Origin of the sequence: Bacillus changyiensis (assembly GCF_027706145.1) — a bacterium.
GTDB lineage: Bacteria > Bacillota > Bacilli > Bacillales > Bacillaceae > Bacillus > Bacillus changyiensis.
In genome coordinates this window covers 134,108-148,246 of the sequence record NZ_JAQFWW010000005.1, presented here as the reverse complement: position 1 = coordinate 148,246, position 14,139 = coordinate 134,108, and the positions used below count along the sequence as shown (strand labels likewise).

Sequence of the window (14,139 nt, the reverse complement as noted above, 5' to 3'; positions counted from 1 at the left end):
ATGCAGCATAACAAGAGGTTGCAAATTGACATAAGCGTCATATACTGGAAAGCAGATAGACGTTTGTTGGAGGTACAATTATGACTGTTTATCATTTTGTCGGCATAAAGGGGACAGGTATGAGTCCACTTGCCCAAATTCTTCACGATAATGGATTTACTGTCCAAGGATCGGATATTGAAAAATACATTTTTACTCAAAAGGCTCTCGAAGATAGGAATATTCCTGTTTATCCCTTTAATCCCGAAAATATTAAACCGGGAATGACTGTAATTGCAGGGAACGCGTTCGATGATTCCCATCCAGAAATAGCAAAAGCGTTTGCTGAAGATATTCCTGTTATTCGCTACCATAAATTTCTAGGCGATTATTTGAAAAAATTCACCAGTGTTGCTGTAACTGGGGCACATGGAAAAACTTCGACGACAGGGCTTTTATCACATGTGATTCAAAAAGCGAAGCCGACTTCTTACTTAATTGGAGATGGTACAGGTAAAGGTAGTGAAAACAGTGAATATTTTGTACTGGAAGCCTGTGAATACCGTCGACACTTTCTCAGCTATCAGCCAGATTATGCGATTATGACAAATATTGATTTTGACCATCCCGATTATTTCGCTAACATTGAAGATGTGTTTGATGCATTTCAAACGATGGCTTTACAGGTCAACAAAGGAATTATTGCTTGTGGTGATGATGAGTACCTTATGAAAATTCATGCAAATGTTCCAGTTGTTTATTATGGTTTTGCTGATGAAAACGATTTTCAGGCGAGAAATGTGATCAAAAACACGGAAGGTACAACATTTGATGTTTTTGTCAGAAATACATTTTATGACACCTTCTATATTCCGGCTTATGGTAGCCATAATGTGCTTAATTCTTTGGCTGTAATTGCTCTTTGTCATTATGAACAAGTAGATGTTGATATTATAAAAGAAGGCCTTCAAACTTTTAGCGGTGTCAAGCGAAGGTTTAATGAAAAAGTGGTAGGCGATCAAGTTTTAATTGATGATTACGCGCACCATCCAACTGAAATCATGGTGACGATTGAAGCGGCAAGACAAAAATATCCTGAGAGGGACATAGTTGCAGTATTTCAGCCACATACATTTACTCGAACTCAGTCTTTTTTGAATGAATTTGCGGAAAGCTTAAAAAAAGCTGATTATGTTTATCTTTGTGATATATTTGGATCAGCTCGTGAACATGCAGGCAAGCTAACAATCTCTGACCTTCAAGAAAAAATCGGGGATGCGGGACTGATCGATGAACAAGATATAACCGTATTAAAAGAGCATAAAAATAGTGTGCTGATCTTTATGGGTGCAGGAGACATTCAGAAGTATTTAAGAGCATATGAAAATGCATTAGTATAACAATGACAGAAGGCAGTGTGAGACAATCCGCTGCTTTTTTGTACATATTAAGCTGATCAGCTAAAGGGATTTTGCTATACTGTATAGAAAAATGATGATAAAAAGTTTACATTTTGGTTAGTTGGGTATTACATCACTGTAAAGCCCAGGAATAAGGAGGATGTAGAAGATGATGATTCTTTATTTAAGCGTTGCACTTATCGCTGTCGCTTTTCTTATCTTAGTAATCTACATATCAAAAACATTAAACACGGTACAAACCACACTGAAACATGTTGCTTCGACCTTGGAGGGGCTTGAAGGACAAATGAACGGTATTACAACTGAAACAACAGAGCTTTTACATAAGACAAATCGTCTTGCAGAAGATATTCAAGATAAATCTTTAAAACTGAACACGGTTGTAGATGCCGTTCAGGAAGTGGGAACTTCTATTAGACAATTTAACACTTCAATACAACAAGTATCACATACAGTGACTTCGGTAGCGGAAGACAATCGCGAAAAAATTTCTCAAGTTGTCAGTTGGAGCAATGCCGCTTTAGAAATTTGGAATAAATGGAAACAAAAAAGAATGAAGGAGGAATAAAACATGAGTAAAGAAGGAATGAATACTAAAGATTTTTTTATTGGAACGGTTATTGGTGGAGTTGTTGGGGCTTTGACAGCTTTATTACTTGCACCGAAATCAGGAAAAGAACTACGACATGACCTCGGCAATCAGACTGCTGTTATCAAAGATAAAACTGATAAGCTGACAAATCAAGCAAAAGAAAAAAGTTCTGAGTACATCAGCCTTGCAAAAGATAAAACATCTTCTATTTCACAGCTTGTCGCTGATCAATCCACACAGCTTATGAATAAAGTGAAAGATTTGAGAAATCAGGGAACAAAAATGGCTGGAGAAGCTAGTGAATATATTGAGGAACCGACAGAGAACAATAACTAGACGGGAACCTAAAGCTTTCCGAATGAAAGGGGATCACCATGCCAAAGCAACTTATTCAAACAGAAGCTGAATTTAAACATCTTGAAGCAGATCATGAATCATTTGTTTTCTTTAAGCATAGCCTAACATGCCCTATTAGTCGGCGAGCATTCGAAGAGTTTGAAAAATTTTGCGACAAACATCAGGATGTACCTGCGTATTATCTAAAGGTACAGGAAAGCCGTTCATTATCAAACTACATTGCTGAGCATTACGCTATTAAACATGAAAGCCCTCAAGCGCTCATTTTTAAAAATGGTGAAGTGAAGTGGCATGCTTCTCATTCACAAATTACTGCAGACTCACTAGCAGAAAACAGCAAATAAACCAAGTTTAAAAGGCCAAATTTATTTTGGTCTTTTTTGTTTTCCTTTAGGAAAAGACAATTTTCCGAAAGTACATCGATTGAGCTACCATGCTATTATATAATGAAAAATAGGGGGTGAATGATAAATGACTAACGATTTAAAAGAAATGCTCCACTCTGTATTAGAGGAACAATTAAACCCCATCAATCTGCACCTTAATAAGATGGAAGGTCGTTTTGATGGTATAGACAAACGTCTTGAAGAAATTGAAGGTCGTTTTGATGGTATAGATGAGCGTTTTGAAGAAATTGAAGGTCGTTTTGATGGTATAGATGAGCGTTTTGAAGAAATTGAAGGTCGTTTTGATGGTATAGATGAGCGTTTTGAAGTGATGGAAGGTCGCTTTGATGGTATAGATGAGCGTATTGAAGGAATGGAAGGTCGTTTTGATGGTATAGATGAGCGTTTTGAAGAAATTGAAGGTCGTTTTGATGGTGTAGACAAACGTTTTGAAGTGATGGAAGGTCGCTTTGATGGTATAGATGAGCGTATTGAAAGAATGGAAGGTCGCTTTGATGGTATAGATGAGCGTTTTGAAGAAATGGAAGGTCGTTTTGATGGTGTAGACAAACGTTTTGAAGTGATGGAAGGTCGCTTTGATGGTATAGATGAGCGTATTGAAGGAATGGAAGGTCGCTTTGATGGTATAGATGAAAGCTTTGAAGTGATGGAAGGTCGCTTTGATGAAATAGATGGGCGCTATGACGGGGTAAATCATCGTCTTAATGGGATGGATCAGCGTCTTGATGGTATAGAGAACGACATAAAAGAACTGAAAAAAGGTCAAGAAAGGCTTCAAAAAAATATTATTGTGAGTATGGGGAAATTAATGGAGGAGACCATAGGATATATTGATGATAAGAGTGCTGCTTTGAATCAACGAATCTACACAGCAGAAACAGAAATACAACGATTAAAAAGCCAGTCAAGTTAGAAAACCAAAACAAATAAAACATGAACAAAACACAGAAAAATTCCATATAATACTTTAACACTTAAAAGCGTTTAGGTGATAAAGATTTTTTTCGTGACATTTTTGCAAACTTTGTTTATAATTAACCCTAATTAATTGAATCATTCTTGAAGCTAAGAGAAAGGATGGAGAGTATGAGCAACACTGAACTGGATTTGCTAAGGCAGCAGACAAATGACCTGAATTTACAGATTTTAAAGTTGATTAATGAACGGGGCAGAATTGTCCAAGAAATTGGAAAAACAAAAGAAGCACAGGGAATTAATCGTTACGATCCTGTAAGAGAAAGAGCGATGTTGGACAGTATCATTGAGCATAATGACGGACCGTTTGAAGATTCTACAATACAGCATATCTTTAAAGAGATATTTAAAGCGGGTCTTGAGCTTCAAGAAGATGACCATAGTAAGGCACTCCTCGTCTCGCGTAAGAAAAAGCCTGAAAACACGATTGTCAATCTAAAAGGTGAAACAATCGGAGATGGTGAACAAAGGTTTATCATCGGTCCATGTGCAGTAGAGAGCTATGAACAGGTTGCTGAAGTTGCCGCTGCCGCTAAAAAGCAAGGTTTAAAACTGCTTCGTGGTGGAGCCTTCAAGCCCCGTACAAGCCCATACGATTTTCAGGGACTTGGTGTTGAAGGATTAAAGATACTAAAACGTGTCGCTGACGAATATGATCTGGCTGTGATCAGTGAAATTGTCAATCCAGAACATATTGAACAAGCGATTAACTATATAGATGTTATTCAAATTGGTGCTCGCAACATGCAAAACTTTGAACTATTAAAAGCAGCGGGCTGTGTCAAAAAACCTGTTCTCTTAAAGCGCGGACTTGCTGCAACATTGAAGGAATTTATTAATGCAGCAGAATACATCATTTCCCAAGGAAATGATCAAATTATCCTTTGTGAACGTGGTATCAGAACATATGAAACGGCGACGAGAAACACGCTTGATATTTCAGCCGTTCCAATTTTGAAACAAGAAACACATCTTCCGGTTTTCGTCGATGTCACCCATTCGACAGGACGTCGTGATCTCTTATTGCCGGCAGCAAAAGCAGCCCTTGCGATTGGGGCTGATGGTGTGATGGCTGAGGTTCATCCTGATCCATCAGTTGCTTTGTCTGACTCGGCTCAGCAAATGGATATTCCGACATTTGAAAAATGGTTAAATGAGCTTAAGCCGCTTGTTCAGCTAAAAGCATAATCCATCCATTTAGGCCGCTTTTTAGAAGCGGTCTTTTTACATAATATTTGCCCAAGAAACTCATTATTTTTATTGATCTTATCGGGAACGTTTTCATATTGGACAAAACCGTGTATAATTTCAAAGAGGCCCTTTTGCTTTGAATGATCAAAATGAATGTAAACTTGTGATCTGTTTGTTTGATATAAAATCTTTACATGATTATATGTCTCAACAAAAATGTTCATGTGTAGAAAAAGGAAAGTGTACCTAGTTTAAGGAGTGGTAAAAAAATGAGTAACGTTACAATATATGATGTTGCACGTGAAGCAAATGTCAGTATGGCAACCGTTTCCCGGGTTGTCAATGGAAATCCAAATGTAAAGCCAACAACAAGAAAAAAGGTGCTTGAAGCGATCGATCGTCTAGGATATCGACCAAACGCCGTTGCAAGGGGATTGGCTAGCAAAAAAACGACAACGGTTGGTGTGATTATACCCGATATTTCAAGTATTTTTTATTCAGAGTTGGCAAGAGGTATAGAGGATATTGCTACAATGTACAAATACAATATTATTCTAAGCAACTCCGATCAAAATATGGATAAAGAGCTTCATTTACTTAATACGATGCTTGGAAAGCAGGTTGATGGAATCGTCTTCATGAGCGGTAATGTAACAGAAGAACATGTTGAAGAATTTAAACGCTCACCTGTTCCGATTGTACTTGCTGCATCTGTTGAAGAAAAAGGAGAAACACCATCTGTTGCAATCGATTATGAACAGGCAATTTATGATGCGGTAACCAAGCTAATTGAAAAAGGTCATAAGCGATTAGCATTTGTATCAGGTCCACTAATTGAACCGATTAATAAAGTAAAGAAACTTCAAGGATTTAAAAAAGCTCTTAAGGATAAAGGACTTGAATTTAAAGAAGAGTATGTTGTTGAAGGTGACTATACGTATGATTCTGGTATGGATGCACTGACTGAGCTCATGAGACTAGATGAAAAGCCGACTGCTGTCCTTTCAGCAACAGATGAAATGGCACTTGGCATTATTCATGCGGCACAGGATAAAGCTCTTTCAATACCGGATGATCTTGAAGTGATCGGTTTTGACAATACAAGACTTTCTTTAATGGTTCGTCCACAATTGACAACAGTTGTTCAGCCGACCTATGATATCGGTGCTGTGGCAATGAGACTTTTGACAAAACTGATGAATAAGGAGCAAGTAGAAGAGCATATTGTTCAGCTCCCACATCGACTTGAAGTCAGACAATCTGCAATATTGTAAACAAGAAGAATAATGAGAAAGAAAGCAAGTTTTCACCTTTTGTGAAATGTCTTGCTTTCTTTTCCTTAGTGGAGAGAATATAGAAGATGAAACGATTTGATTATCTTACACCGGTTGGTTTTATTTTAGGCATGTTTATATTAGTAATCGGCGTCATTTCAGGTGCTGGTCTTACCGGATTTTATTCATTTGTTGATTTAACGTCCTTTTTCATTGTGACAGGAGGATTGTGTGCGGCTGTTTTTGTCAGCTTCTCACCAAAAGAACTAAAAAGAACACCATCTGTCTTAAAGCAAGTTTTTATTTCAGAAAGTGATGATATAAAGGATCTGGTCAAAACATTTATCAGCCTTTCTGAGCAGGCACGCAAACAAGGGATTTTATCATTAGAAACTAACTTGAATGAAATGAATGATCCCTTTTTAAAAAAAGGCTTGGTTCTTGCTGTTGATGGCTGGGATGAAGAGACGATTCGTAATGTGATGAACTCGGAAATTGCAGCGATGGAAGAAAGGCATAGAAAAGGTCGAAGAATTTTTGAAAAAGCTGGAGAGTTTGCTCCTGCATGGGGAATGATCGGAACCCTTGTCGGGCTTGTGATGATGCTTAAAAATTTAAATACGCCCGAAACCCTTGGTCCAAACATGGCTATTGCTCTTTTAACCACGCTCTATGGCTCTCTTTTATCCAATATGTTGTTTATTCCAATAGCTGCAAAGCTTGAAGAAAAGACAGAAAATGAAATCTTTAAAAAACAGGTGATGATAGAAGGGATAATCGGTATTCAATCGGGAAGAAACCCACGTAATCTGGAAAGTCAGCTAGTTGTATTCGGCTCTAAAGAAGAATGGCGAAAAAAACAGGTGGGGCCTGTAAAACATAAGGAGTTTGATGCATGAAGCTCAGACATGAAAGAAGAAAACGTGAATCCGGTCGAAAATCTTCAAGCTGGATTTTCACATTTTCAGATTTGATTACCTTGATCCTTGTGTTTTTTATTTTACTATTTTCAATGTCGCAAATTGACCTCAAAAAATTTAAAGCTGCAGTCGGATCTTTTCAGGAAAGGGTAGACGGAAAGTCTGTAGTCAACCAAAAACAATTAAATGATAAACAAAAAATAAAAAAAGCTGTTCAACATGAAGAAGACTTATTAAAGAAAATCAATAACTATATTGAAAAAAACCAACTTTCAGGTCTCATTATCGCTAAACGAGATGAACGGGGTGTGATTCTCGTACTTCAGGAAGCCGTCCTTTTTGACTCAGGAAAGGCGGATATTAAAAAACAGGCCTATCCGCTGTTGCATAAAATCTCGGTTCTGTTAAAAACAGTCCCAAACCCAATTAATGTTGAGGGACATACAGACAGCCGACCAATTTCCACCTACCGATTTCCTTCCAACTGGGAGCTTTCTTCCGCAAGGGCGAGCACTGTGATTCAATATTTTACAGCAAAAGAAAAAATGAATTCCTCGCGATTTGTGGCAGTCGGATATGCAGATACAAAACCGGTTAAGGATAATCGAACAGAAAGCCATATGAAAGAAAATAGGCGTGTTGAAATTGTCATTGGCAAAATGGATAAAACAAAGTAAAGGGGCTGACCAATCAGTCGAATTTGACGATTGGGTGCCCTTTTTACATTTCACAAACGCTGATATATCAATCATACAATTTTCATTTAGTCTGGGATTGCATTCGGCTGAAGCTTGTTCGAATCGGAAAAAGTGTTTTTGAAACCGTTTGGGCATTTTTTTCGGTAATTTCATTTCTTCTTGGAATTGGAGGGTATAAGTTTTCAGGATCACACCAAGTAGTCGGAAGTGATACAGAAGCTTGCTTTTCCCATCTATTCAGCCATTTTTTCGGCAGATGCCCTTTCGCATCGATCCCTTTCATTTCTAACCAAATTCTGGCCCATGCTCGTGGGACGACTCTCCAAATATCGTAACCGCCGCCGCCTACAGCAATCCACCTCCCACTGCAATATTTGTGTGCTATTTCGTGAGCAAGTTTTGGAATGTAGTCATAAATTCTCATTGTTGTACATAAGTGTGTCAAGGGGTCGTAAAAGTGAGCATCAGCTCCATTTTGCGTTAAAATGACATCAGGTTTAAAAAATTCAGCGATTTCAGTGACGGCTGTATGGTAGGATTCAATAAATGATTGGTCTTCGGTGAATGCGTCAAGTGGGAAATTAAAGGCGTACCCATAGCCTTTTCCATGGCCTCTTTCCTGAACTTGACCTGTGCCTGGGAAGAGATAACGTCCTGTTTCATGAAGTGAAACCGTGCAGACGGATGGGTCATCATAAAATGTAAATTGGACACCATCTCCATGATGGGCGTCTGTATCAATATATAGGATTTTAGAATGATATTTTTTCTGCAAATATCGGATAACCACAGAACTGTCATTATATACGCAAAAGCCTGAAGCTCTCCCTCTGAATCCGTGATGAAGCCCACCTCCAAGATTAAGAGCGTGTTTTGCTTTGCCTGTCATAACATAATCAGCAGCAGTCAGGGTCCCACCTACTAAAAGAGATGCTGCTTCATGCATACCGGCAAAAACAGGTGTATCCTCCGTGCCTAGCCCATAGCTTTCACTTTCTGCTGCTGATAGTTTACCTGCTCCAGCTTGTTGAACGGCTCTAATATAATCATCGGTGTGAACAAGCTTGAGCTCAGATTCAGTTGCCATACGAGGCGCGATGATTTCATCTTGCTCCAACGCATTTATTGAGTCGAGAAGGTCATATGTGATATAAACTCTCAACTGGTTAAAGGGATGGTCTTGATGAAATTGATAGGTTTGATATGTGGGAGAAAAAATAAACACGCTGTCCTTCATAGCAGTATATCCCTTTGTTCTGCTGGCCAAAGGACTTGATAGCCTTTTGACTTTATGTCTTTGATACATAAGGTAGGATTCATCGTTTGTACACGAAATACAAGAATTTTTGATTTTTCTTCATCACTGGGATAAACAAGTACACTTAATATACCAATGTGTCGTTTGCTGAAAATCGAACTGATCTCAGCGAGGCTTTGTGTGATATCATCTGTTTTAATCTCAATTTGTGAACCTGGAAAATGGGCACCAGTCAATTGGACAAAAGTATGAAGTAAATCCGATTTTGTCACAATCCCAACAAGTTTATTATTTTTTACAATTGGTAAACAGCCAATTTCATATTCAAAAAAAACAACAGATATTTCCTCGGCAAAATCAAGTGGATGTCCTGTGATCACTTCTTTAGACATAATCAGTTCGACCGGCTTTTGTAAAGATTCGGGAGAGTTATGTTGAGACAGTATGCTCGGACTGGCTATTTTCACATCCCGATCTGTTACAACCCCTACGACTGTTCCCCGTTCATTTACAACCGGCAGATGTTTAATATGGAATGATCTCATCCGTCTGATCGCTTCTTCGATTGTATCTGTTCTCGAAAGCGTCACAACATCCTTTTTCATGATTTTTTCAACAATCATATTCAGATCCCCTTTGCTTTTGCTCCCTTTAATACATAAAGCGGTTGTGGAATCGAATTTTGTCAAAATGTTCAATCGATTCCTGGTTGACCTCTTTTCCAATTCGAACCATTAAACAATTAGCAGGATGTGAACTGATTTCCGGATCATCTGTAGCAAACCAGACAAGGCCTCCGGCATTCATCATCTTCTCCATCATCTTTCTATATTCCCATACATCCTTATTCGTTTCTTTTAAATCCCAGTGCCAGTAATATTCAGTCGTAATAATAATATACTTTTCCATCTGTTTATCCATCATGCTAACTTCTAAAAGCGTTTTTCCAACAGAGCGGCCTCTAAATTCTGGTATCACTTCAATGGCGCCAAGTTCAATTAAATTTTCCATGTTTCCCTCGGACCATCTTTCAAGCGGATCTGGATAAACATAAGTAACATATCCGACAATGGTGTGATGGAAACGAGCAATAATAATCCGTCCTTCAGGCAATCCAGCGATTTCAATTAATGCTTCATGCTGTTTTTGAGAGGGGCGAAAGGCGGTAAGCTCGGCATGAAATTCGTAGTTTGCCAGCTTATCAGGTGTGATTGGACCTTCGATCAGCAAGGCGCCTTTCTCAGTGTGCAATTTTTTGGAATGATAAGTTTTGTGATGCTCCACATATACACCGCCTTACATCTTAGTTGAAACAGAATGCCACGAAAACACTCGGAGTCGATCGTTTTCGAGCAAAGTTTCTGATCTATTTTCTTGAAACGATAAACTCTTATATACATAACATAACAAAATATGAAGCGTTTTCAAAGTGAAGAAGATTATTTTTTAAAAATTGAGAAAATAAAAGATCTGTACTATAATATATTTTGAGGATCGAAACAAAGGGGGATGGGACTATCAATGAAAGCGTTATCAGTTGTGAAAGGGCATTACAATTTAACTGATTATGATGAGGCATATCGGACTTTTGACTGGAAAGCTGTTGAAAAAAACTTTTCGTGGCACAAAACTGGAAAAATAAATACAGCTTATGAAGCGATTGATCGTCACGCTGAAACACATCTCAAAAATAAAGTCGCATTGTATTACAAAGATCAAATCCGAGAAGAAAAATACACCTTCAGAGAAATGAAAAACGAAACAAATAAAGCCGGGAATGTATTAAGGGAGCACGCGGATGTCAAAAAGGGGGACCGTGTGTTTGTTTTTATGCCGAGGTCACCCGAGCTGTATTTTATGATTTTAGGTGCTATCAAGCTGGGAGCAATTGTTGGGCCACTATTTGAAGCTTTTATGAAGGGGGCAGTCAAAGACAGGCTTTTAAATAGTCAGGCCAAAGTGATTGTGACAACTCCCGAGTTACTTAACCGGGTTCCTATACAAGAGCTTCCAGATCTTCAATCGGTTGTCGTTGTCGGAGAAGGAGTAAAAGAAGAAGGACCTATCATTAACTATTTTTCTAAAGCAAAAGAAGCAAGCACTGATCTTAGAATAGAGTGGATGGATCAGGAAGATGGGATGTTGCTTCACTACACATCAGGTTCAACCGGTACACCAAAAGGGGTTCTCCACGTCCATCAAGCGATGATTCAGCATGATCAGACAGGTAAATGGGTGCTTGATCTCAAAGAAGACGATATCTATTGGTGTACAGCTGATCCTGGCTGGGTAACCGGAACCATTTACGGGATTTTCAGCCCTTGGTTGAATGGTGCTACGAATGTTGTAGTAGGAGGTAGATTCAGTCCAGAAAAGTGGTATGAGACAATTGAACAATTGGAAGTAACCGTTTGGTACAGTGCGCCGACCGCTTTCCGTATGTTGATGGGAGCTGGAGACGAATTGGTAAAGCAATATGATCTAAGTTCTTTAAGGCACATTTTGAGTGTTGGAGAACCTTTAAACCCGGAAGTCATTAGATGGGGACATAAAGTGTTCCATAATCGGATTCATGATACATGGTGGATGACTGAAACAGGAGCACAGATGATTTGCAACTATCCTTCACTAGAAATTAAGCCAGGTTCAATGGGAAAACCGTTTCCTGGAATAGAAGCTGCAATTGTCGATCATCAAGGAAATGAGTTGCCGCCATACAGAATGGGCAATCTCGCTATCAGAAAAGGCTGGCCAGCGATGATGCGGGAAATTTGGGATAACCCTGGAAAATATAGCTCATATTTTATGCCGGGGGATTGGTATGTTTCTGGTGATTCTGCTTATATGGATGAAGACGGTTACTTTTGGTTTCAAGGACGGATAGATGATGTGATCATGACATCAGGTGAACGTGTCGGTCCATTTGAAGTGGAAAGCAAGCTTCTTGAGCATCAGGCCGTTGCTGAAGCAGGTGTTATTGGTAAACCGGATCCTGTCCGCGGAGAAATTATTAAAGCATTTATTGCACTAAGAGAAGGATATGAACCATCAGATCAATTAAAAGAGGAAATTAGGCAGTTTGTTAAAAAAGGTTTGGCTGCTCATGCAGCTCCACGGGAAATTGAGTTTAGGGATAAGCTTCCAAAGACAAGAAGCGGAAAAATTATGAGACGTGTGCTGAAAGCATGGGAGTTGAATCTGCCAACCGGGGATCTCTCGACGATGGAAGATTGAGAAGTACCCATTGACATGGTAAGAAGTTTATGTTAAAAAAGAGTGTAATCAAATAATAAAAGGTGAAGACTGAGCCGAGTAGAACGATCCTTCCCTGTTATAGAGAGCTGATGGTCGGTGTAAATCAGCACAAAAGGATCGTTTGAATTACAACTCATGAACCGCTTTTACGAGAAAGTTTCTGACTTTTGCAGTAAAAGAACGGAGTGTTCCGTTATCAATTAGAGTGAAAAGAATGCGGTCTGTGTTCTTTTAAGCAGGGTGGTACCGCGATTTGCATCGTCCCTTCGTTTTGAACGAAGGGGCGTTTTTATTTTAAGAAAAAGGAGCAAATGATGATGACAAATTTATTTGATGATCTTATGTTTCGGGGACTCATTCATCAACAGACAGATGAAGAAGGGTTGAAGGAACTATTGGAAAAAGAAAAAATCAGCTTATACTCAGGGTTTGATCCGACAGCTGATAGCCTTCACATTGGACATTTATTGCCAATACTAGTGCTTCGCCGCTTTCAGCTAGCTGGTCATCGTCCGATTGCACTTGTTGGCGGAGCGACAGGCTTGATCGGTGATCCGAGTGGAAAGAAAGCAGAGCGGACGCTTAACAACCAAGATATCGTTGAGGAATGGTCAGAGAAGATTAAACATCAGCTTTCTCGTTTTCTTGATTTTGAAACGAACGAAAACGCTGCAGTGATGGCTAATAATTATGATTGGATCGGACAAATGAATGTCATTGAGTTTTTACGCGATATTGGTAAAAACTTCGGCATCAATTACATGTTAGCAAAAGATACAGTCAGCTCCAGAATTGAATCAGGGATCTCGTACACGGAATTTAGCTATATGATTCTTCAGTCACTAGATTTCTTAAATCTATACAGAAACAACCAGTGTAAACTCCAAATCGGTGGCAGTGACCAATGGGGGAATATTACATCAGGTCTTGAATTGATTCGTAAATCTGAAGAAAATGCTAAAGCCTTCGGTTTGACGATCCCGCTTGTTACAAAAGCAGATGGTACGAAATTCGGTAAAACAGAAGGCGGTGCAGTATGGCTTGATAAAGAGAAAACATCTGCATACGAGTTCTACCAGTTCTGGATTAACACAGATGACAGGGACATCGTAAAATACTTAAAATACTTCACATTTTTATCTAAAGAAGAAATTGAAGAGCTGGCAGAAAAGACGGAAACCGCTCCAGAAAAACGTGAAGCGCAAAAACGTCTTGCCGAAGAAATGACATATCTTGTTCATGGTCGTGAAGCTTATGAACAGGCTGTTAATATCTCAAGAGCGCTCTTCAGCGGAGATATTAAACAGTTAACAGCTGAAGAAGTGAAAGTCGGCTTTAAAGGGGTGCCTTCTCTTGAACTGGAACAGACAGCAGAACTTTCTCTTGTTGATGTACTTGTGCAAACAAAGCTGTCACCATCCAAACGTCAGGCACGTGAAGACATCACCAATGGTGCTGTCTACATTAACGGTGAACGCCGTACGGATATTAGCGCTATTCTCAGCAGTGAAGACCGCATTGAAGGACAATTTACTGTGCTTCGCCGCGGGAAAAAGAAATATTTCTTGTTGACGTATAAGTAATTTTAATTCCTCTTATAACCAGCCAGTCAAGTCTGATTGGTTGGTTATTTTAATATACTCTCCTGAATGAAACAAATGACTCATGATACCCTCAAACTACTAGAATTGGTTAGCCTAGTTTACACAATCCCAATGTAAAAGAAAGGAAGTGTCCTGAAAGTCGTGTGGATGAATAAAAATGGGGGAATTTGCTCGCTTTCCGCGGGCGATCCGCAATTCCCCCTGATTC

14 protein-coding genes and 1 other annotated feature are annotated in these 14,139 nt (G+C 39.0%); of the genes, 11 read left to right on the top strand and 3 right to left on the bottom strand.

Annotated features, from left to right (window positions below; translation table 11 throughout):
- Positions 1 to 80 precede the first annotated feature (80 nt).
- From murC to motS, 9 genes are all read left to right on the top strand, one after another.
- Entirely contained in the window at positions 81 to 1,379 is a 1,299-nt protein-coding gene (murC, locus tag PDT38_RS15010) for a UDP-N-acetylmuramate--L-alanine ligase (RefSeq protein WP_270802736.1), read from the top strand.
- A 169-nt stretch (positions 1,380 to 1,548) separates the two neighbouring features.
- The gene (locus PDT38_RS15005) at positions 1,549 to 1,968 is read left to right on the top strand and encodes a DUF948 domain-containing protein (protein WP_270802734.1); all 420 of its coding nucleotides are present in this window, start codon (positions 1,549 to 1,551) and stop codon (positions 1,966 to 1,968) included.
- Positions 1,969 to 1,971: 3 nt separating this feature from the next.
- On the top strand, positions 1,972 to 2,328 hold the full coding sequence (locus PDT38_RS15000; RefSeq protein WP_270802732.1) for a YtxH domain-containing protein: 357 nt from the start codon (positions 1,972 to 1,974) through the stop codon (positions 2,326 to 2,328).
- A gap of 38 nt (positions 2,329 to 2,366) precedes the next feature.
- Positions 2,367 to 2,693, top strand: a complete 327-nt coding sequence (gene ytxJ / locus PDT38_RS14995) for a bacillithiol system redox-active protein YtxJ (RefSeq protein WP_270802730.1) — start codon at positions 2,367 to 2,369, stop codon at positions 2,691 to 2,693.
- A gap of 127 nt (positions 2,694 to 2,820) precedes the next feature.
- Positions 2,821 to 3,669: a coiled-coil domain-containing protein gene (locus PDT38_RS14990; RefSeq protein ID WP_270802728.1), complete on the top strand. Its 849-nt coding sequence runs from the start codon at positions 2,821 to 2,823 to the stop codon at positions 3,667 to 3,669.
- 173 nt (positions 3,670 to 3,842) lie between these two features.
- Positions 3,843 to 4,919, top strand: a complete 1,077-nt coding sequence (locus tag PDT38_RS14985; protein ID WP_172297117.1) for a bifunctional 3-deoxy-7-phosphoheptulonate synthase/chorismate mutase — start codon at positions 3,843 to 3,845, stop codon at positions 4,917 to 4,919.
- Between the two features lie 272 nt (positions 4,920 to 5,191).
- A complete protein-coding gene (gene ccpA / locus PDT38_RS14980; RefSeq protein ID WP_270802726.1) occupies positions 5,192 to 6,196 on the top strand; it encodes a catabolite control protein A in 1,005 nt (334 codons plus the stop codon).
- Between the two features lie 86 nt (positions 6,197 to 6,282).
- Positions 6,283 to 7,095, top strand: coding sequence for a flagellar motor protein MotP (motP, locus tag PDT38_RS14975; protein WP_270802724.1), 813 nt, complete (start codon positions 6,283 to 6,285; stop codon positions 7,093 to 7,095).
- Positions 7,092 to 7,793 carry a flagellar motor protein MotS gene (gene motS, locus PDT38_RS14970; protein ID WP_270802722.1) on the top strand — a complete coding sequence of 234 codons (702 nt, stop codon included), beginning with the start codon at positions 7,092 to 7,094 and terminating at the stop codon, positions 7,791 to 7,793. The genes motP and motS overlap by 4 nt, the downstream gene beginning before the upstream one ends.
- An 82-nt stretch (positions 7,794 to 7,875) precedes the next feature.
- On the opposite strand, the gene PDT38_RS14965 is transcribed toward motS, so the two are convergent.
- Genes PDT38_RS14965 through PDT38_RS14955 form a run of 3 tightly spaced genes read right to left on the bottom strand, consistent with a single transcriptional unit; the run spans position 7,876 to position 10,356 of the window.
- Positions 7,876 to 9,051, bottom strand: a complete 1,176-nt coding sequence (locus tag PDT38_RS14965; RefSeq protein WP_270802720.1) for an acetoin utilization protein AcuC — start codon at positions 9,049 to 9,051, stop codon at positions 7,876 to 7,878.
- Positions 9,048 to 9,695: an acetoin utilization AcuB family protein gene (locus PDT38_RS14960; protein ID WP_270802718.1), complete on the bottom strand. Its 648-nt coding sequence runs from the start codon at positions 9,693 to 9,695 to the stop codon at positions 9,048 to 9,050. Before PDT38_RS14960 ends, PDT38_RS14965 begins: the two co-directional genes overlap by 4 nt.
- Positions 9,696 to 9,723: 28 nt before the next feature.
- Entirely contained in the window at positions 9,724 to 10,356 is a 633-nt protein-coding gene (locus tag PDT38_RS14955; RefSeq protein WP_270802716.1) for a GNAT family N-acetyltransferase, read from the bottom strand.
- Positions 10,357 to 10,581: 225 nt separating this feature from the next.
- Here PDT38_RS14955 and acsA point away from each other — a divergent pair, with 225 nt between their 5' ends.
- Both acsA and tyrS read left to right on the top strand, forming a co-directional pair.
- Entirely contained in the window at positions 10,582 to 12,306 is a 1,725-nt protein-coding gene (acsA, locus tag PDT38_RS14950; RefSeq protein WP_270802714.1) for an acetate--CoA ligase, read from the top strand.
- Positions 12,307 to 12,362: 56 nt separating this feature from the next.
- Positions 12,363 to 12,596 (top strand) — a binding site (T-box leader).
- Positions 12,597 to 12,644: 48 nt separating this feature from the next.
- A complete protein-coding gene (tyrS, locus tag PDT38_RS14945) occupies positions 12,645 to 13,910 on the top strand; it encodes a tyrosine--tRNA ligase (protein ID WP_270802712.1) in 1,266 nt (421 codons plus the stop codon).
- Positions 13,911 to 14,139: the final 229 nt, after the last annotated feature.

Bases quoted from the DNA above. Each gene is read 5' to 3' on its own strand.
- acsA (WP_270802714.1), top strand. From the start codon at position 10,582: ATGGGACTATCAATGAAAGCGTTATCAGTTGTGAAAGGGCATTACAAT.
- tyrS (WP_270802712.1), top strand. From the start codon at position 12,645: ATGACAAATTTATTTGATGATCTTATGTTTCGGGGACTCATTCATCAA.
- PDT38_RS14990 (WP_270802728.1), top strand. From the start codon at position 2,821: ATGACTAACGATTTAAAAGAAATGCTCCACTCTGTATTAGAGGAACAA.
- PDT38_RS15005 (WP_270802734.1), top strand. From the start codon at position 1,549: ATGATGATTCTTTATTTAAGCGTTGCACTTATCGCTGTCGCTTTTCTT.
- PDT38_RS14960 (WP_270802718.1), bottom strand. From the start codon at position 9,695: ATGATTGTTGAAAAAATCATGAAAAAGGATGTTGTGACGCTTTCGAGA.
- motS (WP_270802722.1), top strand. From the start codon at position 7,092: ATGAAGCTCAGACATGAAAGAAGAAAACGTGAATCCGGTCGAAAATCT.
- PDT38_RS14965 (WP_270802720.1), bottom strand. From the start codon at position 9,051: ATGAAGGACAGCGTGTTTATTTTTTCTCCCACATATCAAACCTATCAA.
- murC (WP_270802736.1), top strand. From the start codon at position 81: ATGACTGTTTATCATTTTGTCGGCATAAAGGGGACAGGTATGAGTCCA.
- ccpA (WP_270802726.1), top strand. From the start codon at position 5,192: ATGAGTAACGTTACAATATATGATGTTGCACGTGAAGCAAATGTCAGT.
- PDT38_RS14985 (WP_172297117.1), top strand. From the start codon at position 3,843: ATGAGCAACACTGAACTGGATTTGCTAAGGCAGCAGACAAATGACCTG.
- PDT38_RS15000 (WP_270802732.1), top strand. From the start codon at position 1,972: ATGAGTAAAGAAGGAATGAATACTAAAGATTTTTTTATTGGAACGGTT.
- ytxJ (WP_270802730.1), top strand. From the start codon at position 2,367: ATGCCAAAGCAACTTATTCAAACAGAAGCTGAATTTAAACATCTTGAA.
- motP (WP_270802724.1), top strand. From the start codon at position 6,283: ATGAAACGATTTGATTATCTTACACCGGTTGGTTTTATTTTAGGCATG.